At 41.4% G+C, this 25,357-nt stretch carries 24 protein-coding genes; 15 read left to right on the forward strand and 9 right to left on the reverse strand.

Annotated features, from left to right (window positions below):
* Positions 1–42: 42 nt before the first annotated feature.
* The 4 genes from LPTSP_RS02535 to sppA all read right to left on the reverse strand — a co-directional run bounded on the left by LPTSP_RS02535 (position 43) and on the right by sppA (position 4,178).
* Positions 43–1,023: a PP2C family protein-serine/threonine phosphatase gene (locus tag LPTSP_RS02535; protein ID WP_108927270.1), complete on the reverse strand. Its 981-nt coding sequence runs from the start codon at positions 1,021–1,023 to the stop codon at positions 43–45.
* Positions 1,020–1,637 carry a hypothetical protein gene (locus LPTSP_RS02540; protein ID WP_108927467.1) on the reverse strand — a complete coding sequence of 206 codons (618 nt, stop codon included), beginning with the start codon at positions 1,635–1,637 and terminating at the stop codon, positions 1,020–1,022. Before LPTSP_RS02540 ends, LPTSP_RS02535 begins: the two co-directional genes overlap by 4 nt.
* A 103-nt stretch (positions 1,638–1,740) precedes the next feature.
* Positions 1,741–3,159 (reverse strand): MBOAT family O-acyltransferase, encoded by a 1,419-nt coding sequence (locus LPTSP_RS02545; protein ID WP_108927271.1) that lies wholly within the window; start codon positions 3,157–3,159, stop codon positions 1,741–1,743.
* A gap of 23 nt (positions 3,160–3,182) precedes the next feature.
* Complete coding sequence (sppA, locus tag LPTSP_RS02550) at positions 3,183–4,178, reverse strand: signal peptide peptidase SppA (protein WP_108927272.1); 996 nt, start codon at positions 4,176–4,178, stop codon at positions 3,183–3,185.
* 169 nt (positions 4,179–4,347) lie between these two features.
* Between sppA and LPTSP_RS02555 the strand changes: the two genes are divergently transcribed.
* The 5 genes from LPTSP_RS02555 to LPTSP_RS02575 all read left to right on the forward strand — a co-directional run bounded on the left by LPTSP_RS02555 (position 4,348) and on the right by LPTSP_RS02575 (position 10,021).
* Positions 4,348–5,220, forward strand: coding sequence for an aldose epimerase family protein (locus LPTSP_RS02555; RefSeq protein WP_108927468.1), 873 nt, complete (start codon positions 4,348–4,350; stop codon positions 5,218–5,220).
* 76 nt (positions 5,221–5,296) lie between these two features.
* The gene (locus LPTSP_RS02560) at positions 5,297–6,991 is read left to right on the forward strand and encodes a DNA repair helicase XPB (protein ID WP_108927273.1); all 1,695 of its coding nucleotides are present in this window, start codon (positions 5,297–5,299) and stop codon (positions 6,989–6,991) included.
* Between the two features lie 18 nt (positions 6,992–7,009).
* On the forward strand, positions 7,010–8,227 hold the full coding sequence (locus tag LPTSP_RS02565; RefSeq protein WP_108927274.1) for a pyridoxal phosphate-dependent aminotransferase: 1,218 nt from the start codon (positions 7,010–7,012) through the stop codon (positions 8,225–8,227).
* A 4-nt stretch (positions 8,228–8,231) separates the two neighbouring features.
* Entirely contained in the window at positions 8,232–9,221 is a 990-nt protein-coding gene (locus LPTSP_RS02570) for an SH3 domain-containing protein (protein ID WP_174704415.1), read from the forward strand.
* Positions 9,206–10,021: an alpha/beta fold hydrolase gene (locus tag LPTSP_RS02575; RefSeq protein WP_108927275.1), complete on the forward strand. Its 816-nt coding sequence runs from the start codon at positions 9,206–9,208 to the stop codon at positions 10,019–10,021. The genes LPTSP_RS02570 and LPTSP_RS02575 overlap by 16 nt, the downstream gene beginning before the upstream one ends.
* On the opposite strand, the gene LPTSP_RS02580 is transcribed toward LPTSP_RS02575, so the two are convergent.
* Positions 9,996–11,453 (reverse strand): sodium:solute symporter family transporter, encoded by a 1,458-nt coding sequence (locus tag LPTSP_RS02580; RefSeq protein ID WP_108927276.1) that lies wholly within the window; start codon positions 11,451–11,453, stop codon positions 9,996–9,998. The two genes, LPTSP_RS02575 and LPTSP_RS02580, sit on opposite strands and share 26 nt — an antisense overlap.
* 120 nt (positions 11,454–11,573) lie before the next feature.
* Between LPTSP_RS02580 and thrB the strand changes: the two genes are divergently transcribed.
* Positions 11,574–12,548, forward strand: coding sequence for a homoserine kinase (gene thrB, locus LPTSP_RS02585; RefSeq protein WP_108927277.1), 975 nt, complete (start codon positions 11,574–11,576; stop codon positions 12,546–12,548).
* Here the strand turns inward: thrB and LPTSP_RS02590 are convergent.
* Entirely contained in the window at positions 12,545–13,189 is a 645-nt protein-coding gene (locus LPTSP_RS02590; RefSeq protein ID WP_108927278.1) for a hypothetical protein, read from the reverse strand. The two genes, thrB and LPTSP_RS02590, sit on opposite strands and share 4 nt — an antisense overlap.
* A gap of 3 nt (positions 13,190–13,192) precedes the next feature.
* Positions 13,193–13,510 carry a hypothetical protein gene (locus LPTSP_RS02595; RefSeq protein WP_108927279.1) on the reverse strand — a complete coding sequence of 106 codons (318 nt, stop codon included), beginning with the start codon at positions 13,508–13,510 and terminating at the stop codon, positions 13,193–13,195.
* 229 nt (positions 13,511–13,739) lie between these two features.
* On the opposite strand from LPTSP_RS02595, the gene LPTSP_RS02600 reads away from it, so the two are divergent.
* The 9 genes from LPTSP_RS02600 (at position 13,740) to serB (ending at position 22,072) form a co-directional block, all read left to right on the forward strand.
* Positions 13,740–14,807: a DsbA family protein gene (locus tag LPTSP_RS02600; protein ID WP_108927280.1), complete on the forward strand. Its 1,068-nt coding sequence runs from the start codon at positions 13,740–13,742 to the stop codon at positions 14,805–14,807.
* Positions 14,808–14,840: 33 nt separating this feature from the next.
* Entirely contained in the window at positions 14,841–15,821 is a 981-nt protein-coding gene (locus tag LPTSP_RS02605) for a malate dehydrogenase (protein ID WP_108927281.1), read from the forward strand.
* Positions 15,822–15,921: 100 nt separating this feature from the next.
* Entirely contained in the window at positions 15,922–16,980 is a 1,059-nt protein-coding gene (locus tag LPTSP_RS02610) for an aminotransferase class I/II-fold pyridoxal phosphate-dependent enzyme (RefSeq protein ID WP_439956980.1), read from the forward strand.
* Between the two features lie 2 nt (positions 16,981–16,982).
* A complete protein-coding gene (gene bioD, locus LPTSP_RS02615) occupies positions 16,983–17,648 on the forward strand; it encodes a dethiobiotin synthase (RefSeq protein ID WP_108927283.1) in 666 nt (221 codons plus the stop codon).
* Positions 17,645–18,949 (forward strand): adenosylmethionine--8-amino-7-oxononanoate transaminase, encoded by a 1,305-nt coding sequence (gene bioA, locus LPTSP_RS02620; RefSeq protein ID WP_108927284.1) that lies wholly within the window; start codon positions 17,645–17,647, stop codon positions 18,947–18,949. The genes bioD and bioA overlap by 4 nt, the downstream gene beginning before the upstream one ends.
* A 68-nt stretch (positions 18,950–19,017) precedes the next feature.
* Positions 19,018–20,112, forward strand: a complete 1,095-nt coding sequence (bioB, locus tag LPTSP_RS02625; protein WP_108927285.1) for a biotin synthase BioB — start codon at positions 19,018–19,020, stop codon at positions 20,110–20,112.
* A gap of 147 nt (positions 20,113–20,259) precedes the next feature.
* Positions 20,260–20,433 (forward strand): hypothetical protein, encoded by a 174-nt coding sequence (locus tag LPTSP_RS19060; protein WP_167396398.1) that lies wholly within the window; start codon positions 20,260–20,262, stop codon positions 20,431–20,433.
* A 23-nt stretch (positions 20,434–20,456) separates the two neighbouring features.
* A complete protein-coding gene (locus tag LPTSP_RS02630) occupies positions 20,457–21,200 on the forward strand; it encodes a GDSL-type esterase/lipase family protein (RefSeq protein ID WP_108927286.1) in 744 nt (247 codons plus the stop codon).
* Positions 21,201–21,205: 5 nt separating this feature from the next.
* A complete protein-coding gene (serB, locus tag LPTSP_RS02635; protein WP_108927287.1) occupies positions 21,206–22,072 on the forward strand; it encodes a phosphoserine phosphatase SerB in 867 nt (288 codons plus the stop codon).
* A gap of 39 nt (positions 22,073–22,111) precedes the next feature.
* On the opposite strand, the gene mutS is transcribed toward serB, so the two are convergent.
* The gene (mutS, locus tag LPTSP_RS02640) at positions 22,112–24,670 is read right to left on the reverse strand and encodes a DNA mismatch repair protein MutS (protein WP_108927288.1); all 2,559 of its coding nucleotides are present in this window, start codon (positions 24,668–24,670) and stop codon (positions 22,112–22,114) included.
* A complete protein-coding gene (locus tag LPTSP_RS02645; RefSeq protein WP_108927289.1) occupies positions 24,639–25,301 on the reverse strand; it encodes a phosphoribosylanthranilate isomerase in 663 nt (220 codons plus the stop codon). Before LPTSP_RS02645 ends, mutS begins: the two co-directional genes overlap by 32 nt.
* Positions 25,302–25,357: the final 56 nt, after the last annotated feature.

Raw genomic sequence — 25,357 nt, forward strand, 5'->3', positions numbered from 1 at the left:
AGTCGTAAAATTATTCTCTTTATTCAAGAGTAAATTAGGACCTTAAAATTTTCTGATCACAAGAAGAGTCATATCGTCTTGGATTCTTCCGCCGGTATGTTTTACAACGTCGGAAAATAGATCGTCTATTAGTTTGCGGATATTTTTCTTGGGAGCCGTTTCTAAAAATTTGTATAAGTTCTCGCCATAGTATCCGCCAATACTTCTATTCTTTTGTTCGAATAGACCATCGGTAAAACAGAACAGAATATCATCCCTATCCATTTTAAAACTTTGGGAAGGTTTCGGCTTTTTAAGAGGAGAATTCATCACTGTAGAAAGGAATTTGCCGTCCGTACTTAGTACATAGGTTTTGTCTTCTTTGCTCTTATATAAAACTAGACTTGGGTGGATCCCAGAATGGTGAAAATTTCCTTTATTATCAGCCTTCATCAGTAGGAAGGTCGCATACAAACTTCTGTGAATATGAGGGAAGGCGTTTGTTCTTTCTTCTAATTGTTCCAATATCTGGTCTATGATCTCATGAGGAGTTTCGAATTTATGGACCAGATGGCTCATTTGGTTCATGATCATTAGGCTGAATAAGCCCGCCACATACCCGTGACCGGAAGTATCTCCGATCCCCATCCAATAATTTCCCTCATTGTCTTTTAGGAAATTATAGAAGTCCCCACCGATAGGGTTATAGGTCATACACCTTCCGCGGATCTCATAGTTTTCGTCAACGTAGTCCAGAGGAAGAACGTAGTTTTGCATCCTACTGTCCCCTCTACGGAAACGTTTGATGATCTTTCCGAATTCCTGTTCTCTTGGGAGTATCTTCTCAGTTAGAAACAGAACGAATGCAGAAAAATTAATGAATAATGTAAAACAAGATACTAGAAGTAAAACAATCGGAACTCGGACAGGCGGAGTATAAAATTTGAGTCCTATTCCCAAACAACCTATAATAGAAAGATTCAGCACGATCAGGACCGGCCAGGCATCTTTCATGTACTGCTTGATCGTAGTAGAACTTCTCATCTTATCTTAAAATAGGCATGGCCTTGGTATTCCTTCTTGGAATAATTCCTGCGAGAGATCCGAAATAATTCGTCTTCAGCATACGGTGTATTTGTGCCTTCTACTACACCGAAAGGTTTTTCTCTGTATCCGGACTCATAGATCATAGGAATTAGGGAATCGTTAGAAGGATCGTAATGATACAATAGTTTGTGAGAAGATTCCAGGAAATTTATTTCCTGCCTTAAGATTTGTTTTCCATCTTTCCAAATGGATTCTTCTTTTTTGATCTTTTGAGTGATAAGTAGAAGCCAATTCCCCCTGGACTCGTATGTTCCGGATCCTTCTATTTGGATTCGTCGGATTTCTCCCTTTTCTTCGATCTCCCTCAAGTAGTATTTTTGGAAAGATTTTTCTGAATTCGAAAATTCCAATCTTTCTGATTGGTTTTCCTTATATGTCACGGAAGTAAAAGGGGAGAAGGGAGGAAGTTTTTTGGCATAGATTCCCTTCAGAATTATATCGCTGGAGGACTCAGGTTTTTCGGGAAGTTCCCTGATCCAAGAAGGGGGAAAACAGCCGAAGGAAAAAGAAAGAAGTACAAGTATTCTTAGAATCGCCAGTATGTCTTTCATAGGAAAATCCAGAGAAAGAGACACATTATATGCAAGTTTCTCTTCCAGCTTCTACTTCTCCAAAATCCGTGCAAGGCTGGAGAAAGGCAAACCGGAAATATTCTCAAAACTGGAAGTAAATAAATTCTCCACCTCCGTCCCCGAATATACCCATTAATAAAAGTATAATGATGGAGAAGGAAGGTAATAACCAACGAAATCGGATCTGTATTTTTTCTCGGATGCTTGGGTAATATTGAACCGCATTCCAGAGAAAGGTGAATAGAATGAATGCTGCCAATTCTTCCCAGCGGACCAATGCCTTTCCACCTACGATATTTAAGAATCCTGTAAAATAGTCCCAAGCTAAACTCAGTGAATTTTTACCGGCAGCCGCAGTTCGGAAGAAGATACCTGAGATTGCAAATAAATGTATGATCAGAGCCACTTTCCAAAAACGTTTCCAGCCTCTTGGCTCTTCTTCTTTTTTAGGATCTCCAGGGGAGAAAAATCTTTCGACTCCCAAGATCAGACCTAAATAAGCACCCCAAAGCACGTAGCCGAAGTTCGCACCATGCCATAGACCTCCCAGGGTCATTGTGATCATGGAGTTCGCTTGAGTTCTCCAGAAGCCGCCTCTGCTTCCACCAAGCGGAATATAGAGATAGTCTCTGAGCCAAGTAGATAAGGTAACATGCCAACGTCCCCAGAACTCTCTGAAACTTGGAGAAAGGAAAGGCCCTCTAAAGTTTTCAGGGATCTCGTAACCAAGTAAGTAAGCAGAACCTCTTGCAATATCGGTATACCCGCTGAAATCACAATATACCTGGCATGCAAATCCGAATGTTACCAGATACAGGCTGAAAAAATTATATTCGCCTGGGTGTTGGTAAATCCCAGAAATGATCCCTGAAATATTATCAGCGATCACAACCTTTTTAAATAAACCGGAAAGAATGAGAAAAATCCCCCATTGAACCCGATTGAAATCGATTGCAGGTTTGTCCAGTTTAGGAAGGAAGTCTGTAGTCCTCATGATCGGTCCTGCGATCAACTGAGGGAAGAATAGAATGAATAAGAAATAATCTAATGCAGAGATCCTTTCCGGAACATGGTCCCTATGGATATCCACCTGCAATGCGATCAACTGGAATGTATAAAAGCTGATCGCGAGTGGAAGAGGAATATGGATCCCTTTTCCGAATTCGGAAAATTGTACAGTACCCGTAAAGAAGTCCAGTGAATCCAAAAAGAAATAGAAATATTTGAAGAATGCTAGGTTAACGAAATTGAGGACTATGATCCAGGTCAGAAGTTTAGATGTGGATTTACCTTCTCTTTTTTTCTCCCAAAGTTTGAGTGAAAAATAGAAGTTCACTGCGATCACGAGTAAAAAGTGAACGGAGAATGCAGCGCCAGAATAAAAATAGAAAAGAAGAGAAGAAACTAAAAGTAGAGGTTTTCTTCCTTTTTGGGGAAGGCTCCAATACAATAGAAAAGTTAGCGAAAATAAAGCTAGATAGGGTAGGGAGTTAAAAAGCATTTTAGAATTTTTTTATGAAAACCTTATTCGGGTGAAAATAGATAATGCAATTTATGATCTGGAGAGATCCGGAAAGGCAACAATGATTCCAAAAGTGTAGGGCCAGTTTCGGTATCGCTATCGATTTGGTAGAAGTTTTCCGGCTGAACTCCTTTATAAGAATAGAATACGATCCTTGGAGTCTGCGTAGAAGAAGCTCTATAACCCGGAAGTTTGGTTACTTGCACAACTGCATCTTCGAAATAACCTATAGAATCAATGAGTCCGGTTTCCAATGCTTGGTTTGCGGAGTAAATTCTTCCGTCAGCTAGTTTTCTAAGCTCAGATTCTTTTAGCTTAGGTCTTCCCTTTTTGATGATGCTCAAAAATCTTTCGTAATTCTCCATGATAATGTCTTGGAAAACTTTCTTTTGTTCAGGTGTGAATTCTTCCACCGGGTTTCCGGTGGCCTTGTTTGGACCGGAACGAATTGTGCTACTTTTAATTCCTAATTTGTCCAATGCTTCCTTCACATTGATCCCGAATCTAAGAACTCCGATGGAACCAGTGATCGTAGTAGGATGAGCCTGGATATGGTCTGTGGCCATACTTAAATAATATGCACCGGAAGCTGCTGTGTCCATAAATAGGGAAAGGACAGGTACATTCTTCTTCTTTTTGAATTCTAAAATTTCGTGATGGATGAGATCACTCGCAGTTACGGATCCCCCAGGAGAATCTATTTTTAAGATCACTCCTTTGATCTCAGGATCTCTTGATGCCATGGACAAATAGGTTTTGACCCTACTGACTATGCTGTCCTTTTCTCCGGATAAAAGTCCACCTGAGGATTTTTTATCGGAGATCTCACCCTCGATCGGGATGAGTAATATTTTATCCGGGCTTTCTGTAGAAGAACCTGTGACTAGTTTTTCTTTCGGAATAGGAGAAGTCTGGTTCGGGAAAGAAAGAAACAAACATTGGCTTAAGAACAAGATTCCTAATACAAATAGAAGGGATTTGTGGAATAGGAATTTCATCTGCAAGCCTCCTGCCCATTCTGGGAGGCCTAGGTATCGCTTCAATTCCTTTCCTTTCTGTTTGGCGTCCAAAAAAAAGTCTCAGATCCGTTTTTTACTTTCCCTCTCAGCTAGTTTTCCCAACCTCCTTCCCGCAATGTATGAATTTCGGACAGAGAATTCTAGTTTTTTGACCGACGGTACCCAGTGGTTTTCTTGGGACTGGATCCATCCAATTAGCAAAGAAAGTTTCCCGATTATTCTTCCTTACGATAAAAATGTAAGTATATTCGAATCCGGTAATTTTCTCATGTTCCCCTGGGTGAATCGACATGCTTCATCTGAATTTATTTTAAACGGTAAAGAGTGGAATGCAAAGGAATTGATCCGAGATCCCAACGGATTTCCGGTTCACGGTTTAGTACATTCTCTAGAAAGAAAACTTTTGAAACTCAAGAATAACCAAAAGGGCGCAGAGTTCAGAGTCATGTTTCCTGAAGAATGGAAGGATTCTCCGATTTCCGGAGTCGCCATCCGAGAAGAATATTCAATCGAAGAGACATCTTCCGGGACTCTTCTAAGTGTGAAGACTAGATTTAATAATTTGAGATCCGATTCTATTCGATTTGCCTACGGTTATCATCCTTATTTGAATTTAGGAAAAAATAATGAAGAATGGAAACTACATCTTAAGTTGGACAAAAATTTGGAATTAGGAGAGAACTTAGTTCCGATCCAACCGTTTCTTTCCAATCCAATCTCTTCCATTTTAGAAGGAGAGAAGATCCCAACCCTAGATCATTTGTTCTACGGAAAAGAACCTAGAGTGGTTTTAGAAAATAGAACTAAAAAATATTCTATTACTATCTTAAGTCCTCCTCCGGAAGAAGGACAAATTCCATTAAATTATTATCAAATTTATACAAAACCCGATCGTTCTGCGATTGCAGTCGAACCTTGCAGCTCTCCTGGCAACGCACTCTTGTCTGGACAGGATCTAAAAGAGCTAAAAGGTCACTCTGAAACCTTTGGAGAATTCAGGATTTTGGTGAGATCGTTATGATTCGGTCCTATAATCGCTTTCTTCTTGACAAGCAAGGGGTCATTTTCAGTCTAAGTTTTAAGGGAGATTCCACGCCGTGAGTAAACCGTTAATCGTTCAAAGTGATAAGACTATGCTTTTAGAGGTGGACAATCCTGAATTCGAAGCCTGTCAGTTAGTCGTATCCAAATTCGCGGAATTGGAAAAAAGTCCCGAATATCTACACACTTATAGAATTTCTCCTCTTTCCTTATGGAACGCTGCATCTATCAAGATGAGCGCGGACGAGATCGTAGAATGTTTGGAAAAATATTCTAGATACTCCGTTCCGAAAAACGTAGTCAACGAGATCAAGGAACAGATCGGAAGATACGGAAAAGTAAAACTAGTCAAGGAAGAGAACGGAGATCTTTGTATCATCTCCAACGAAAAAGGATTTTTACAAGAGATCTCTAATCATAGAGCGGTCCAGCCTTATATAGAGAAGACCGAGAACGATAAGATCTATATCAAAAAAGAATTCAGAGGCCATATCAAACAAGCCCTGATCAAGATCGGTTTCCCGGTAGAAGACTTAGCAGGTTACGACGAGGGAAACAAATACGGATTCAATTTAAAACCCACTACCAAGTCAGGTAGAAAGTTCGGAATGAGAGATTACCAAAGAGCCTCTGTGGAAGTATTCCACGCGGGTGGTGGGAACGAAGGTGGTTCCGGAGTCGTTGTTCTTCCTTGCGGTGCCGGTAAAACGATCGTAGGGATCGGTGTGATGCAAATCGTGGGAGCAGAGACTCTCATTCTGGTCACAAACACACTTTCTATCCGTCAGTGGAAAAACGAAATTTTAGACAAAACTGATATTCCTGAATCGGATATCGGGGAATACTCAGGAGAAGTGAAGGAGATCAAACCGATTACCATCGCTACTTATAATATTCTCACACATAGAAAGAAAAAAGGTGGGGATTTCACCCACTTCCATCTATTCAGTGCGAATAACTGGGGACTCATCGTTTATGACGAGGTTCACTTACTTCCTGCTCCTGTGTTCAGAATGACTTCCGAATTACAGGCAAAAAGAAGATTGGGACTCACAGCAACCCTAGTTCGAGAAGACGGTTTGGAAGAGGACGTATTCAGTTTGATCGGACCTAAAAAGTACGACGTACCTTGGAAGGAACTGGAAAGTAAATCCTGGATCGCGGAAGCAAAATGTAAAGAGATCCGTGTTTCCATGGAAGACGATCTTCGTATGAGATATTCTATCGCAGACGATAGAGAGAAGTTCCGCCTAGCTTCCGAAAATCCTGAGAAGCTGAAGGCGATCGGAATGATCATGAAGAAGCACTCGGAATCCCATTTACTCGTGATTGGACAATACATCAATCAGCTGGAAGAGATCTCTAAAGCGTTCAAAATTCCTCTGATCACAGGAAAAACTCCTTTGGGAGAAAGACAGGAATTGTACGATGCGTTCAGATCGGGTAGGATCAAGTCCCTAGTCGTCAGTAAGGTTGCAAACTTCTCCATTGACTTACCGGATGCGAATATCGCCATCCAGGTTTCCGGAACTTTCGGTTCCCGTCAGGAAGAGGCACAACGTTTGGGCCGAATTCTGAGACCAAAAGGCGAGGATAATACCGCTGTTTTCTATTCTTTGATCTCGAGAGATACGAATGAAGAAAGATTCGGTCAGAACAGACAACTTTTCCTTACAGAACAAGGTTACGAATACGAAATATACACTCTAGACCAATTCAGAGAATCCCTCGAAGAAAAAGTCGGAGCTTAATTAAAAAGAGAGGACCAAATGGAATGGAACGCAAGAAGGCTAGATGTGATCGAGCCTTCACCCACCCTAGCGATCAGTGCTAAGGCGGCAGAACTAAAAAAGAAAGGCGAAGACATCGTAAGTTTCGGAGCAGGAGAACCTGACTTCGAGACACCGGCCCATATTAAAGAGGCTGCGAAAAAAGCGATCGATAAGGGACAGACTCGTTACACGGCTGTTTCCGGTACGGTGGAACTCCGAGACGCAATCATTACTAAATTTAAAAGAGATAATGGACTGGAATATTCCAGAAACCAGATCATTGTAGGAACAGGCGGGAAGCAGGTTATCTATAATTTCTTCTTAGCTACCTTAAATCCAGGAGACGAGGTTGTGATCCCAGCTCCTTATTGGGTAAGCTATGCGGATATAGTACGTCTGGCAGAAGGTAAGGCAGTCATTGTTCCTACCAGCAAAGCGGACAATTTCCGTATTTCTCCTGCACAATTGGAGAAAGCAATCACACCTAAAACCAAGGTAGTGGTCATCAATTCTCCATCCAACCCAACGGGTTCTGCATATTCCAGAAAGGAATTGGAAGCTTTGGGAGAAGTGGTCTTAAAACATAAGGTCATGGTTCTAAGCGACGATATCTATGAGAGTATCGTTTTTGACGGATTCCAATTTTCGAATCTGGCAATGCTTTCTCCTGAACTGAAAGAACTTACCTTCGTTGCAAATGGAGTGTCCAAAGCGTATTCTATGACAGGTTGGAGGATCGGCTACGGTGCAGGACCTTTGCATATTATCCAAAACATGGATACCATCCAAAGCCAGTCCACATCCAATCCTTCTTCTATCTCCCAAGCTGCCGCAGAAGCTGCGCTAACTGGAGACCAAGCTTGTGTAGCCGAAATGGCCAAAGCATTCCAAAAGAGAAGGGACCTGATCGTAGGACTTTTAAACGAAATCCCAGGTGTGGAAGTGAATGTGCCTCAAGGTGCATTTTACGTATTCCCTTACCTGACTGGAGTGTATGAAACTGACGGTTTCAAAAAACTACAGGCGGCAAGTTCTGAGACAAGCAAGAGTAAATTATTCTGCGCTCAACTTTTGGATAAATACAAAGTAGCTGCAGTTCCAGGGATCGCATTCGGGGACGATAATGCACTTCGTTTATCCTATGCGATGGGAGAAGACGATATCAAAAAAGGTGTCTCGCGGATCTCCGAAATGGTAAGGGACTTTTCCCGTTAACAGAATGTATTTACGACGGTTGGTATATCTCATACTGATCGCAAGCTGTACATTCTCTCTTTCTTCTCAGGAGAAAAAACAGTACATCGTTTTAGATCCGGGAACGGAGCTCTATCTGTTCCCGGAAAAAAAATCGGAAGTTCTGCGTAGACTTTCCTTTGGAGAGATACTCTCTTCTGAAAACCAAAAAGAGGCAGACTCCAAATTCCAATTGCTTACCGACAAGGATGGGCTAACAGGTTGGGTGGATTCCCGTGCATTGTTCCGAATGGGAAGTAAGGGAAGTTATCCAGTTATCACTAAGGCTATCGAAAAACTACTCTACCAAGATTCAGGACCGAACGAATTAGAATCCGTTTTTACCTATTTAACAAAAATAGAAGAAGGTCCTATCTTCCAAGGAAACGAGTATTTGTTCCTTAAGATCCGTAGATTAGTGGTCCTGCAGAGATATGCAGAAGTTTTACAATCCCCAGAATACAGATCCAAATCCAGACAAAAGTTGGAAGATCTTTTAAAAAACAATCCAACTGAATTAGGTGTATACTCTAAAACAGGAAATTGGACGGATACGCTCTCCAATGCACCTGAAGGATCTAAACTAAAAGTCAGACCCGAAACTTTTTGGAAAGTAGCGGAAGCCTACCCAAACTCGAAACCTGGTGACTTTGCCGCTTACTTAGCAGTAAAATACACGCCTGAGATCCGATGTGGAAGAGATCCAATTTGCGTTTTGCAGGATGAAGAAAACCGCAGATTAAAATATCTACTATTGCAGCCGAATGGGAACTATGCTCCCATCTTCTCCTCTCATTTAGAAAAACGACTTCTTCATTTTTCCAAGGATAGAGAGACCTTGGTATGTGATTCTAAACTTCCTAAAGAATCAGGACTCAAGAATTTTAGGAATAAAGTCCAAGAATTACCAGCAAGATATGGAAAGAAGTTCTATTCTAAACTCAGAGTGATAGAAGAGGAATGTTTAAAGAAGTGAAACTTTTCTTTAAAGAATATCCGCCCAAAGAAACTGCAACTCTTACTACTCCTATTTTAATTCTACATGGCTTATTCGGTTCATCTAAAAACTGGGTAAGTGTTTCCGATTTTTTAAGCCATTATTCCAAAGTGTATAGTTTAGATCTTCGGAACCACGGAGATTCTCCTCATTCTTCCGAACATTCTCTGAGTGCTATGGCGGAAGATATCAAAGAATTTATAGAAGATCGTAGGCTTAAAAAAGTAATCCTCCTCGGTCATTCCATGGGCGGACTCGTCTCCATGACATTTGCACTTAGATATCCTGAAATGGTAGAAGATCTGATCATCCAGGATATAGCCCCCAGAGACTACGAATTCAAATACGAAGGGGAACTCGCAGTTTTAAGAACGGATCTTTCTACTTTTAAGAATAGGCAAGAGATAGATTCGGCTACTTCTAAATTCGTAACAAATCCGTTTATTCGGAATTTCCTACTCATGAACTTGGATAGGACTGAATCCGGAGGATATCGTTGGAAACTGAATGTGGAAGCTATTTCTAATTCTAAAAATATGTTCCAATCCGAATTTTCAGGTACCGACAAACAATATTCCGGAAAGGTAATATTTATAATAGGTGGGGATTCTGAATATTTTCGTACAAGCGATAAGATCGTTTGTTTAGAATATTTTCCGAATGCAAAATTCGAAACCATTCCTGGCGGGGATCATTATATCCATTTTACAAAAGCAGAAGAGTTTCGTAAGATACTAACTTCCTTTATGGATTCTATTGTTTCCGGTTCGGAAAAATAAATCCTGCAATTAACGCAAAAGTCCAGAATAGTAACATTCCAAGCGGAACAAGAACTGTAAAATTATAGTTTTTCACTGTTCCGGAAATTCCAGTCACTAGGATTGAACCAGCCAAAGAAAGAGCGAGTCCCAGATCGGAAACAGTAATCCTTTTTCTCAAGAACGGGATGACTTCTGTTAGAAAGACCGCTACCATAGAGCCCACAGTAAAAGAAGAAATTTTGAGTCCTAATTCCAAGAGTCCCTTTGTATAATTTTCAGGAAGGGAGAAGAAGAAAAAGGAACTAAAAAATAGTAAGATCCCGAAGAATACAGAAGAGAGCTTCTGTCCGCCTAAATTCCAACCAAAATCAGCTTTTGCAGTCAAAGAGAGTGAATTAATGGAACTGGATAATGTAGACATAGTAGAGGCCAATATCCCGGAGAGTAAAAGTCCTAAAAACGGAGCAGGAACTTCTTCTATTAGAAATTTGGAAAATACCTTGTCTTGAGCGATTGTTTGTCCGTTAAATTTGTAGAATAAGAAAGTTCCGATTCCCAAGAAAAGGATCATCTGAAAGAATACTGCAATCCCCGAGCCGATCATCGCTTTTTGCGCGTCTTTTACGTTTCTGGCAGCGAGTGATCTTTGGATAAACATCTGGTCCGCACCGTGAGTTCCTAAGCTAAGTAAGGCCCCTCCGAGCACTGCCCATGGCATAAAGTAAGTTGCGGAACTATTCTCCCATTCTATAAACTTGAGCTTGTTACCTTCCCAAGCAGAAGAGAGAATAGCTAACGGCTCTGGACTTGCTTGGTATAAAAGAACTAAGGCGAATACTCCTCCGAATACATATACAAAGTATTGTAGTGTATCCACCCAGACAACAGATCTGAATCCACCTTGCATGGTATATAAAACAGTGATTAAGGTGACTATAACTAGGGTCCAGACCCCGATCGAGTATTGACCGAATGAATAGGGTAGAATTTTAGGAAGTCCTAACTCGAGTAACATTGCTACTGGAAGTGTAGATGCGTAAAGCCTGACTCCATCTCCTAAAATTCGAGTCACAGAAAATAAACCGGACATTGTCTTTTGGGACTTTCTTCCGAATCTGGTCCCGACCCATTCGTATACCGAAAGAAAATTATGATGGTAGGTGAGTGGGATTAAAACTAAGGCAACAACAGTTCTTCCTAAAATATATCCGAACACCACTTGTAAGAATGTAAAATTTCCTGAATACGCAATTCCTGGCACGGAAAGAAAGGTCAATGCAGAGGTTTCCGTCGCTACAATGGAAAGTGAAAGTGGAACCCAAGAAAGAGATCTGTTCGCTAAGAAGAATTCCTTAGATTCGGAACTTTTACGCCCGGATTTATAACCGGAATAAAGAACGATCCCAAAGTAGAAAAATAAAACCAGAGCGTCAGACCAACCAAAATGCATACGCGAACATTCTTTCTTCCAGGAACCTAAGCGCAAATCAGAATTCTTTTTGTTTTAGAAAAGCAAATGACGATCGGAGAATTTCCCAAAAGATGGCAGAAAATCCGGATACTCGGTTAGATGAGCACTCCAAAATACAAATTCCAGATCAAGGTCCCCGGAACTTCCGCAAATTTAGGTTCTGGTTTCGATCTATTGGGATTGGCCTTTCAGATTTACAACGAGTTCAGTTTTGAATTCGGAAAAACTTCCGAGTTTACTAGAAAGATCAAAGGATCTTCCTCTCCTACGTTTACCGATGATGAGGATCTAGTTTTACAATCTTATAAAACGTATTTTTCAGTATTTGTTTCCTCACAAAAGTCGGGTGCTTCTCCCATTCCTTATTCTGTGACTATGGAGCTTGGACTTCCTTTAAAAGGAGGGTTGGGCTCTAGTGCGAGCGCTGTCGTTGCTGGATTTTCCGCAGCAAGGTTTGCACAAGGTATATATTTTCCGGAAACAAAACTTCCGAGTGAGTCAGAGTTCCTTTACCAACTCGCTTTATTAGAAGGTCATCCTGATAATACAACTCCGGCTTATTTAGGAGGATTTGTTTTCTCTTATTTTGCAGAAGAGAAACTTTATTATTTTAAGAAAAAGTTTCCTAAGAATATACATTGTTTCTTTCTTATTCCCGAACTGGAGATCGCGACCAATCATTCCAGAAAATGCCTTCCGGATTCTTATCCGGTTTCTGATATTATTTTTAATATGAGTAGGATATCTACTTGGTGGGAATTCTTAGACTCAGGAGAACCTGGACTTCTAAAAAGGGCGTTGGAAGATAAGATCCATACTCCTTACAGAATGAATTCAGAATTTCCGCTTTTACCTTTGGTAGAAGAGATCCAAAAATCCTCGATAGGTGTTTCTCTTTCCGGAAGTGGGCCTGCTGTTCTTATTTATACCAGAAGAAAAGACTCCAAAAGACTGGAGAAAAAATTCTCGGAACTTACGAAACAGTTTTCTGAAAAATCAGGGATCCCTTGTAGGCTAGTGCGTCTTTCTACGGATACGGGTGGAGCTAAGATCCATTTTAAAAAGATCTCTTAATCTTCTTCCGAAGATCTTTCTTTTCCGAAAGAATATAGTCCTTTTTTATCTCTGGATCTGGTGGCAAGACCTGGATGGATCTTTTGGACGGAGAATACGAATCTCATTCTTTCCTTTCCTAATTTATTCATAAAGAAGTTAGAAGTAAGACCTATCTCGAAGTACTGGGTCATACGATCTTTTATGATCTTATCCGAAATCCTAAAAGACGCCGTTTGTCCTATGATCTCATGGCTTTCCAGTTTTTCCTGGGATTCCATTTTAGCAAAGTGCTGCATACGAGGGGGCTTCATGATCGCAGGACCGGAACGATTGATTAGAATATCATAATCTTCCGTATCTTTTCCTTTTTTTAATACGAATACTAGATGATCGTCTTGTATGGACTTGCAGAGGGTAGGGATGTCTCCATAGATTTGTCCTACGGAAAATTTATAAAATCTGGTGCTTTCCGGAACTACGATTTCGTAGGTGTCTCCTTCTTCAGGAGGGTCCATTTGGCCTGGGCGTGTTTTGGCAGCGTACGGACGAAGTACTTCCCAATAAAAAAAGAAACCCATCCCTGAAACTGCGATAAGTGTCAGGACGCCTAAGGCTAAATCCAGCTTGGGAGAAAATACAAGACCTAACTCAAAAGCCAAGTTTTATCCTTTTAAATCTATCTTACCGCGACCGGTTTTTGTTTCAGAGAAGGAGCTAAATCTGGAACTTACGATCATGGATAAAAGATCCTTCATTTGTTCCGGACTGATCACTTGGCTCATTCTTTCTTCCGCACTTACAGGGCTCGGTTTCATTACTAATTCATCGGCTCCATGTTCGTTTTTAAGTTTGATCCCTTTCCAATCGACACCTTGGATCTCCAATACGTCGCCGACCGGTTCTGATTCGGGTTTCGTTTCTTTCTGTACCGGTGACCAAGTCGCCGGATAATGTCCCGGTTGTATCCCATTTATGTTCATAAACCTAAACCTCCGTTTTCAGGTCCCTATTAATTCCTATCGGATATCCGTTCGCTTGCTTAATTTTTTTTCGAAATAATTCCTATATAAGCCTGAATTTGAAGGTTTTTTTTCCTATGGATTGGAGAGGATTTCTGCCTTTTTCACCCCCCGAATTATTCGTTTGCCTCCAATACTCGGCTTTCTAAATTGGCAGCTAGGGGAACTTTTCACCCTTGGTAAGGATATTATGTCTGAAGAAACTTCTTCCAATCTGTTAGACCGTGTTTTCGGTCAGAAATTTAAGGCTGCTCTTCCTTGGGTCTTTTTAGCTTACGTTCTATTATCTATTTATCCGATTGTGAAGTTCTTTATCCCGGAACATTATATGAGGATCGGAACATTCGGATTTTACACTGTCTCCGATATAAAAAAGGAAAACCCAGCTGCTTATCGTAAGTATCTGCAGGAAAATAACCAGCAGATGTATCGAATGTTCTCTCAACTTGCTTCCCAAGAGATCTTAAAAAAGGAAGCGTCTGCCAAAGGAGTTCCTGTAGATGAGCTGACTAAGTTCGGAAGAGGTTACGAGCCTGTTCAAGACGAAGTTGTTGCTGCTTATAATCAATTCAAGAATGAGCCTGGCTTAAAAGGAAAACCTTTAGCTGCGGTCCAAGACGAGATCGTAAAATATTTAAAAGCAGTTCAGGCGGATAGAGAGAGACAATCCTTCTTCGGAAGAATGAGAGAAGAATACAATACCGAGATCATCGGGCCTGAACTTCCTCCTCCAACAAGAGTGGCAATCGATGCGAGTGAGAATCCGACTATCGGACCTTCTGACGCAAAAGTAACTATCGTAGAATTTTCAGATTTCGAATGTCCTTATTGCGCGATGAGCCAAACCACCACTAAGGCTCTTAGAGAACAATATAAGGATAAAATAAAATGGGTCTTTAGGGATTTCCCTATGGATTTCCATAGAAACGCGATGTTCGCTCACGTAGCTGCAAATTGTTCTATTCCTCAGGGAAAATACTGGCAATACAATAGTCTTCTTTTTGAGAACGGAAGAAAATTGGAAAAAGGAAATGTGATCAGACTGGCGCAACAAGTCGGTTTAGACATGGGCGCATTCAATCGTTGTATCGCTGACGAGGATAAGATTAAGAGCGAGATCGAAGCGGATCTGCAGGCAGGACAAAGTTACGGAGTGAACGGAACACCTGCCTTCTTCATTAACGGTATTTTAGTGGAAGGCAATATGCCGATCCAAAATTTCACGAAGATCATCGACGAAGAGCTGAAAAACAACTAAGCTCTATCGTATACAAAAAGTTAGGAGTTTCAAATGGCAAAAACAGTTAAGGTAGCAGTTACGGGTGCCGCAGGGCAGATCGGATATTCTCTATTATTTAGGATCGCATCCGGTCAAATGTTCGGAGCGGACACTCCTGTAGAGATCCAAATGTTGGAACTGGAGGCGGCTCTTCCAGCTGCTAAAGGTGTGATCATGGAATTGGAAGACTGCGCCTTTCCTCTTTTGCAAAAAGTAACTGTTTCCGCGGATCTTGATGTCGCTTTTAAAGATATCAATTGGGCGTTATTAGTAGGCTCAGTTCCAAGAAAAGCGGGAATGGAGAGAAGCGACCTTCTCAAAATTAACGGCGGGATTTTCGTAAACCAAGGAAAAGCGATCGAGAAGAACGCTTCTTCCGACGTAAGAGTTCTCGTTGTTGGGAACCCTTGTAATACAAACTGTCTGATCGCTATGAACAATGCGAAAGGAGTTCCTACAGATCGTTGGTTTGCAATGACCAAGCTGGATGAGAACCGTGCAAAATCCCAACTCGCGATCAAATCTTCGAATCTAGTAAAAGACGTAACGAATGTTGCGATCTGGGGAAACCACTCTTCTACTCAGTACCCTGATTTCTATAATGCTAAGATCGGTGGAAAAGCCGCAACCGACGTGATCAAAGATCATGATTGGTTAAAAGGCGATTTCATTAAGAACGTTCAACAACGTGGAGCGGAGATCATCAAAGCTAGAGGAGCTTCCTCTGCCGCATCTGCTGCTAACGGAGTTGTGGATACCGTTCGTCAAATCATCACTCCTACTCCTGCAGGCGACTGGTTCAGCGTTGCTGTAACTTCCGACGGATCTTACGGGGCTGACAAGGGACTCATCTTCGGATACCCTGTGAAGTCTGACGGCAATAAAGTAGAGATCGTTAAAGGATTGGAATTGAACGAATTTGCAAAAGAGAAGTTCAATATCACTCACGACGAACTTAAATCGGAAAGAGACGAAGTAAAAGGGATGTTATAATCCCTTTCGGAAATATCCTGTGCAGGAAACTCCATCCACGAAACTTCCTTTCTTTTCGGAGCTTCCTGCCTTCTTTTCCAGGTTAGAATCCCAAAAGAGGATCCGAGTTTTGGATCCTCCTTCTGGCCTGGACCTTTGCTCCAACGATTATCTGGGGCTTTCTTCCCATCCTCAGATCATACAAGCCTTAAAAGAAGGTATCGATATATACGGTGCCGGTTCCACTGCGAGCCGTTTAGTTCGAGGTCACAGAACTGTATTCGAAGAATTGGAAAACGATTTTTCAAACTGGGTGCATTCCGAAGATTCTCTTTTCTTTGCGAATGGATATGCCGCCAATTTAGGAACGATTTCTTGCGTAGCAGATCCTTCTTATACGATCTTTTGTGATCGAAAGAATCATGCTTCTTTAATGGACGGGGTCCGACTTTCCGGGGCCAAAAAAGTATATTATAAACATTCCGATCTAAACGATCTGGAAGATTGTTTAAAAAAATATTCCGGCACCAAACATAAGATGATCGTAACCGAGTCCGTATTCAGTATGGACGGGGACAAAACAGATGTACGCGGACTGTTAGATCTGAAAGAAAAATACGGAGCGCTTCTCTATTTGGATGAGGCCCATGCCATCGGGCTTTTCGGGAAAGAAGGTTCTGGAGTTTCCTTAGAAGAAAATATCTCCAATACTTCTGAAATAGATTTTAGAATGTCCACCTTAGGAAAGGCATTAGGTTTAGAAGGAGCGGTCATTTCGACTACCAAGGATGCCAGAAAATATCTGCTCCATTCTGCGAGGACATTTGTTTTTTCGACTGGTCCACTTCCTGCGATCGCTCATGCGGGTAGGATTGCAATCCGTCTAGCAAGGCAGATGGATCATGAAAGAAAGATATTGGCAGAAAATTCAGAATTCTTCCGGGATTCTCTCCGCCAGATCGGAAGAGATACAGGAAATTCTAATACTCAAATTGTTCCCATACTCTTGGGATCGGAAGAAGAAGCATTAGAACTTTCTTCTCGCCTAAACCAAAACGGATTCCAAGCTAAAGCGATACGGCCTCCGACTGTAGATATTTCTAGGATCAGGGTTTCTCTCAATTCTAAGATCCAAAGAAAAGATCTTGAAAAATTCATACAATTGGTTCGGGAGAATTAAGTTTGTCCATTTTTGTAACCGGAACCGGTACCGATATTGGTAAAACATTTTTCTGCTCTCTTATTATGGCAAAGTATGCAGAAGAGCTTGGACTAAAATATCTAAAACCGATCCAAACAGGTTCCGACTCCGATAGAGTGAAGATCATGAATCTTACGGGACTTGGTGAGTCTTATTTTTTAAAAAATTATTATACATTCGAACTTCCTGCTTCTCCTCATCTTGCTGCTGAAATGGAAAATACTGCAGTGGATACAAATGAACTTTCCAGGCATCTATTCAGTATCAAAGACGCGAAAATATTGGTAGAAGGCGCGGGAGGCGTATACGTTCCTATTGCACGTTATTATTTTACCGCAGATTTGGTGGAGCAGGCAAAACTTCCCTTAGTACTGGTTGCTTCTACAGAACTTGGAACGATCAATCATACGTTATTGTCCATTGATGCTCTTAGAAAAAGAGATATCAAGGTATTAGGAGTGTATTTTATAGGTCCTGAAAATCCACTCCGTTCAGATAATATCCGGACCATAATAGAAGCAGCTGAAATCGGACTTTTGGGGACATTTCTTCTACCGGAAAGAAAGTTGTCTAGAAAAGAATTCTTAGATAAGGTTGTAAAAGAATTCGATCCGGATAGGATCCTCCCGGACTTACTTTTCCCTTGATCTGGCATCCATACACAATCCAACTAGATTCCGATCCTCCTTTAAAGATAGTTTCTGCTAAGGGAGAATTTCTGTATGATGAGAACGGAAAAGAATACATAGATGCAATCTCTTCCTGGTGGGTAAGCATCCACGGTCATAATCATCCCAATCTTGTTGATGCTGTCAAAAAACAGTTGGATTCTTTGGATCATGTACTTCTGGCCGGTTTTACTCATCCTCCCGCATTAGAACTGGCCCATGAGCTTTTAGAATTCACAGACTGGAATTTTCGTAAAGTAGTCTATTCAGACAATGGTTCCACTGCCTTAGAGATCATGCTGAAGATAGCTCTTCAATATTTTAGGAACCAAGGTAGACAAAAGAAAAAGGTCTTTATCAACTTCTCCTATTCCTATCATGGGGACACGATAGGTGCAATGAGTGTAGGAGGAGATTCAGTATTTAACAGGGTCTTCCAAAGCCTTTTATTCCAAACGAAAAATTTTCCTTCTCCTGCCTGCCATGATTGTCCAGTTTCCAAATCCCCACATTCCTGTGCGGAGGATTGTTTGGACGAACTAGAGGCATACTTATCCGCTCACTCCGAAGAAGTAGTGGGAGTGGTTATGGAACCTTTGATCGCAGGAGCTGGCGGGATGTTATTCCATAAACCAAGTGTTCTTACTAGGCTTAGAGAGATCACTAAACGTTATGATGTGCTTCTTCTACTGGACGAAGTGTTTACAGGTTTTGGAAGAACTGGCGCCGACTTTGCCTACCAAAAAGCAGGAATCCGTCCGGACATGATAGCGCTTGCAAAAGGACTAACTGCCGGAATTCTACCCTTGGCAGTAACCCTGGTCAGCGAAGAAATTTACAAAGAATTTTTGTCCTCAGAGCCTATGAAGGCATTCTATCATGGGCACACAATGACTGGATATCCGCCGGGTTGTGCTTCCGCTCTTGCATCATTACGAATTTATAAAGAAGAAAACAGACTCGCTGATGTAAAACGATTGGAGTCTTATTTGGAAGAAGGTTGGGCCAAACTAAGATCTGAATTTCCAGATAAGATTAAAAATACAAGAGTCCTTGGTTCAGTAGGTGTAGGAGAAATTTTTACAGGGAAATTGAAGCCAGGTTACGTGAATCCATTTGCCAGAGAATTTCGCAGGATCTGCCAAGAGAAAGGGGTCATCTTGCGACCTCTTGGTAATGTGATCTATATCACTCCTCCATATAATATTTCCAAATCTTCTTTGGATAAGGTATTCCAAGCAATCCGAGAAGGTCTTTCCGCTTACAAAATCCAAGATTGACGAACACCCGTTTTTTAGTCTGAATATAGATTGCCAAGGAAAACACTGCTTCGAAAACTATCAGCAGAATGAAACTTAGTCTAGAAACTCCCCAAGTCACTGAAGAAAAAGTATTTTCGGATGTGCCAAGTATAATCGATCGGGAGGAAACACATGCAATTCTAAGCGGCCAGATCCCTTTGACTGAAGCTTTGGATAAGGCGTTCAAGGTCCGTGAAAAATACTTCGGTAAAACGGTCCGGATCCATGTTCTAGACAATATTAAGAACGGACATTGTCCAGAAGACTGCGGTTATTGCGCTCAAAGAAAGAATGCAGGCTCTGGAGTCCAAGAATACTCTATGAAATCTCCTGAGGAGATCTTTCAGGATGCGGTCCAAGCCAAGGAGAACGGTGCATACCGTTTCTGTATGGTCACAGCAGGAACAGGACCTAATTCCCTAGCTACAGAAAAACTGGCATTCACCATCGAAAAGATCAGCAAAGAGCTTGGCCTAAAAGTATGTTTGTCCGCGGGTCTATTAGACAGAGAAAAAGCGGAACGTTTAAAGGCAGCCGGTCTAGACAGATACAATCATAATCTAAATACTTCTAAGGCACACTATCCCGAAATCTGTGACACGCATACCTACGAACAGAGAGTGGAGACCATCACCCATTTGATGAAGGCTGGAGTGGGAATGTGCTCCGGTGTGATCGTTGGAATGGGAGAATCTCTTTGGGATCTAACGGATGTTATATACGAGATCAAAAACCTTAAAGTGATCTCTATTCCCGTGAATTTTTTTATCCCGGTTGCAGGACATGCGATCAAAAATCCTCAAAGTTTGACCCCTGAATTTTGCCTCAGAACGCTTATTGCATTTCGTTTAGTGAATCCTGATTCAGAAGTCCGTATCGCAGCAGGAAGAGAAGGCCATCTTAGAGGATTACAAGGAATGGCTTTATACGCAGCGAATTCCTTGTTTGCAAGCGGGTATCTGAACGTAAAAGGTTCCGATGCTGCAGACACGATCCGAATGATCTTGGACTCTGGATTTTATCCTGAATTTTCTTCCGGAATGGGAGAAGAAATAGATTGGGAATCCGCTCTCGGAAAAGACCATCCTTATGCTCCTGAAAATTTCCCGGAACTTTACAAATATCGGAAATCCTTGAAATAGTTTTTTTGAGTTGAGAACCAAAATCGTATAGCATTTTCCGACCGACTATGGGAAGATTCCCAGGCTCGGTGGTTTTCCAAGATTAATTTCGGAATAGATTGAAACTCTGGTAGGGGTGAAAATCCTGGATATAACGGAGATTGTCGGATGAAATATAAAATAGAGATCAATAAACTAAAAAACGGCTACATTGAAGCCAAATTGATCGACACAGTTTCCAACAACCCAATTGAATTTCGTATTTGTGATACAGAAGAATATCTGCAAGCTCAGATCGCCGACTGGCATAAACGATTCCATATGAAAGAATCCGATAACTGAGAGTTTTTAGAGGGACCGTTCAAATGAAAGCATTAGGGATTTGTTTTTTTCTTCTTTCCCTAATCTCTTGTTCTGTTTTCCAGCCCAGGACAATCTACGACTATTACAATCCAGATTTCAAATGTGTGGACAAGGTCGGTATCAGGGATTCCGACGAATGGGAATCCTACCAGAAATTGTATCTGGAAGCTGTTCTGATCTACTCGACTGAGAACGAAAAATTAAAGAAAGCGAATATAGTTTTCGTAGGAAATAGCCTGATTGCAGCTATTCCACCGGATCTGATCCAGTCGGATTTTCCAGGTTCTGTGAACCGTGGGATCGCTGGGGATATGACGGAACTTCTTTTGAACCGTCTTGATTCGACTGTTCTGAACCTAAAACCTTCTACAATTATCCTGGAGATAGGCGGAAACGATATCCGGGACGGTAAATGCCTAGATTATATAGAAGGAATCCATAGGCTTCTGATCCAAAAGATCAGAACGAGCCTCCCGAATACAAAGGTGCTTATACTTGGGATCCCGCCTGTTTTGAGCAGAAATGTGAATTCAGTGTCTCCAATCGTAAACTCTTGGCTATTGCGGATCGCAAACGAAAACCAGAACGTGCAGTTTTTGGATATTTGGCCGGAGTTTCGACAAAAAGAGATCCCATTCATTAGAGAAGAATTGGCTTTTTCTTATGATGGAAAAAAAGATCCCATCCATATCAATAGAGACGCCTATATCATCTGGCTTCGCAAAATTAAATCTCTTCTCCGATAAACTAAGTGATCTTATTTTTCAGTCCTAAAAACGATTCGGATCCCCAAAGATTATCCGAAGCACTTTCCGACCGATTCAAACAACCTGTATTTATAGAAAGAAGGTCCGAAGTTTCCAAAGATTACGTCTGCGATGTTTGGGATACAGCTCATACTCTTTCAAGAGAAGAATTGGTCTATCTTAGACAAGAATTGCAAAGATTCCGAAAGATCGATCTTATCCAAATCTCTTCCTTTTTACGCAACGGTGCATTGTTCTGTTTCGATATGGATTCCACTCTAATCAGGGAAGAAGTCATAGACGAACTCGCAAGATATGCAGGCGTTTACGAAGAGGTGGCTCATGTTACCAAAGAAGCCATGGAAGGAAACCTGAACTTCCAAGAAGCTCTCCGAAAAAGATGCCATTATCTAAAAGATCTTCCTGTTTCCATATTCGACGAATTATACTTTAAATTACATCCAAATCATGGTGTTCCTGAATTATTCAAAGGATTAAAAAGTAAGAACGCAAAAACCGCCGTCTTCAGCGGTGGCTTCACCGATATATTAGAAAGATTTAAACAAGAATATTCCATAGACGAGATCCGGGCAAATTATTTGGACAGGGAAGGGGATAAACTTTTAGGAACCGTTTCAGGAACCGTTGTAGATAAGAATATCAAAAGAGATTCTCTTTTAGAACTTCAGTCTCGTTTTCAAATGGAGACGGAAAACATAGTGGCTGTAGGTGACGGCGCAAACGACCAACTGATGTTAGAAGCTTCCGGGATCGGGATCGGATTTCATGCGAAAGAAGGTCTCAAGTCCAATATTTCTAATTGGATAGACTTTGCATCTATGGATGTGCTTTTGTATTTGTTTGCAGAGTGAGATGAGAGGGGGCGGCTCCTCGCTTTGCTCGGACCGGGCTCAACCCCGCGAGCTAACTCTCTTCTTCCAATCATCTAAAAGTTTTAACGCTTCTATCGGAGTCATGGAATCGATCGGAAGATCTGTGATCTCTTTCTTAAAGTCCTGCCAAAACTGATTATCTGCATTTGGAGAACCCAAATCTTGGAAAAGAGAAGGTTCTCTGGTTTGGATGCGGATCTCTTTTTTTCTCGATTCCATATCTGTGAGAATTTCTGCGGCACGTTTTACAACGGAATCAGGAACCCCTGCTAGTTGAGCAACATAGATACCAAAAGATTTTTTGGCCTTACCAGGTTTAACTTTCCGTAGGAAAATTACCTTATCGTCCTTCTCCACTGTTTCCATATGAAGGTTCCAAACACCAGGAAGTCTGGAAAGTTCCGTAAGCTCATGGTAGTGGGTGGCAAAAACAGTTTTGGGCCTAGGGTGCATCTCGGAAAGAGATTCCAAAATAGCCCAGGCTATACTCATTCCGTCGTAAGTAGAAGTTCCTCTTCCTACTTCATCAAAGAGTAATAAAGATTGGGAGGTGCAGTTCTTAAGAATATTCGCAGTCTCTTTCATTTCCACGTAGAATGTGGACTCTCCTGCATTCAGATTGTCTCCTGCTCCAATACGAGTGAACAGCTTGTCCAAAATAGGAAGTTTCGCAGTTTCTGCGGCCACGCTTCCTCCTATCTGGAATAAGATCTGATTGATCGCGATCTGCCTCATGAATGTGGACTTACCGGCCATATTCGGACCAGTTAAGATCGCGATTGAGTTCTCTTTTCCATCCAGGCCCACATCGTTCGGAGTGAATTTTGCACCTACTGGAAGACTTGCTTCGACCACTGGGTGTCTAGAAGATCTCATTTCCAAAGTGGAATCTTCGCTCAGTTCAGGGCGGATCCAGCCGAATTTTTCCTCGGCCTTTAAGAGTGAAATTTGGAAATCCAGGTCCCCGAATTCTTCGGAGACGAGTAGGAGTTCGGAAGAATATCCTAAAACGGTTTGCACCATTTTTTCGAATTCTGCCTTTTCTACTTTTTGGATGATCTCATCTGCTTCTAAAATAGTTCTTTCTATCTCTTCTAATCTGGCAGTGGTAAATCTTTCTGAGGTGACTAATGTTTGTTTTTTAAGATATTCTTTAGGAGCCTGCTCAGCTTGTGCACGAGAGATCTCTATAAAATAACCTACGATCTTATTGTACTTGATCTTAAGAGTGGAAAGTCCTGTTTTCTTTTTTTCTTCCGTTTCTAATTCTAAGATCCAGTCTGCACCTTTGGATCCGGCTTCTCTGGCTCTATCCAGATTTTTGTCATAACCGTCTTTTAGAAATTTACCATTTCCTAATATAACAGGAAGTTCGTCCGTATGGATCCGTTCTTCTATATATGTTTTCAGCTCATCCAATCTGTCTGGTTTGGAGATCGGATATCCAAGAGGAGAAAGTAAACCAATAAGAGAATCCAAAGTTTGGATAGAAGAAAGAATCGTTTTAAAATCCCTAGGGTAGGCCTTGTTTCCTCTGAATCTGCCCAGAATTCTTTCCAGGTCCCCCAGGTCTTTTAATGCTTGGGTCAAATGAGCCAGCGGGATCTTTTTGATAATATCCTGTTTTTCCCATCTGGATTTTAGAATGGCAGGGTCTGTTTCCGGGAATAGGATCCTTTGTTTCAGAACTCTTTTTCCCTTCGCAGTACTGCAGAAATTCAAAACAGAAAACAAGGTATGACCCTTGTCTTCCTTTTCATTTTCGATCAGTTCCAGGTTCAGGATGGTCTCTCTGTCCATCTCCAAATAAGAACCAGTTTGTAAGATACGAGGTTCTCTTAAGGTGAGAGTTCCATCCCTGTAATTTTCTCTAATATAATATTCTAATGTTTTGGTGACTGTTTGGAATGGGTCGTTTGAGTTTTCGGATCCGACTTTAGAAGCATCTAAAACGGTTAATTCTCTTTCTCCGAAGTTCTGCCAGGCTCTGATCCTTTCCAAGTCTTGGGAGAATACGCAGATCTCACTCGGCTTGAATTTTACGAACTCCGACTCCAATACTTGGGTCCTCGAGATTGGGACCGCGAAATGCAAAACTTCGCCAGTAGAAACGTCTGCCATTCCCACAAAGATTAAAGCGGCTTTCGGGACTAACACACATAGATAATTATTTTGGAATCCTGAAAGTAGATGTTCTTCGATTACCGTGCCTGGAGTGATGATCCTCACCACGTCCCTGGTCATAAGTTTTGTGTTTCCATCTTCAGGTCTTGACTGTTCGCAAACCGCTATCTTCTTTCCAGCAGTCAGTAACCTGGAGATATATCCGTCTTTACTATGAAATGGGATCCCACACATAGGAACCGAGTTTTGTCTTTTGGTAAGCGCGATATCTAAAATGGCTGAGGCAATTTTTGCATCTTCCAAAAACATCTCATAAAAATCCCCCATGCGGAAGAATAGGATAGAATCAGGGAACTTGGCCTTGATCTCCAGATACTGCCTCATCATAGGAGTATCCAGTGCTTCTGTCAGATCCGGAGAATTAGTTTCCGTTGTAAGAGAATCGTTTTGCATTTCTGATAAAATTCCGAATGAGTTCCTGGTCCTTATTCCCAGGAGAAGATTCCACACCGCTTGCCACATCCACCCCGTATGCTTTGGTTTGGGAAAGCGCCTTTGAAACATTCTCCGGAGTTAAGCCTCCCGCGAGCAGATAAGGTCTACGGACTTCGGAGACCTGTTCCCAAGGAAAACTTTCTCCGGTTCCTCCGCCTGCATCTGATTTATAACTATCTAATATCAATAATTCAGAATTTAGGAAATGTAGAGAGTCATCGTTCACTTTTCCTCGGACACGATAGGAAAGAATTCTAGAGTCCTTGGTTTGGTAAAGGGGAGAAGTTTCTCCGGGAGCCAAAGAGTCGTCGCTAACGTATTGGACATAGTCGTGGGTTAAATTTTTTAAAAGTGCTTTTATATATTGGGTTGAAGATTTATAAAAAAGGAATACGATCTTCGGACGTAAAAAGGAAGGAACAGAAGTATATAAGTAGGTAATCAGTATTTCCGCTTCTTTAGGAGAGACAAGTCTTGGACTGGAAGAAACAAAATTGATCCCAATCAGATCGGCTCCTTCTTCTACGCAGACTTTCAGATCGTCTACTTTTCGTATTCCGCAGATTTTTACTTTAGGGGTTTGGGACATGGGATTTTTTTTCCGGGATTGTCTTTCAGTTCCGTTTTACGGCTCGAAATATTTCC

Source organism: Leptospira johnsonii (assembly GCF_003112675.1).
Classification (GTDB): Bacteria; Spirochaetota; Leptospiria; order Leptospirales; family Leptospiraceae; genus Leptospira_B; species Leptospira_B johnsonii.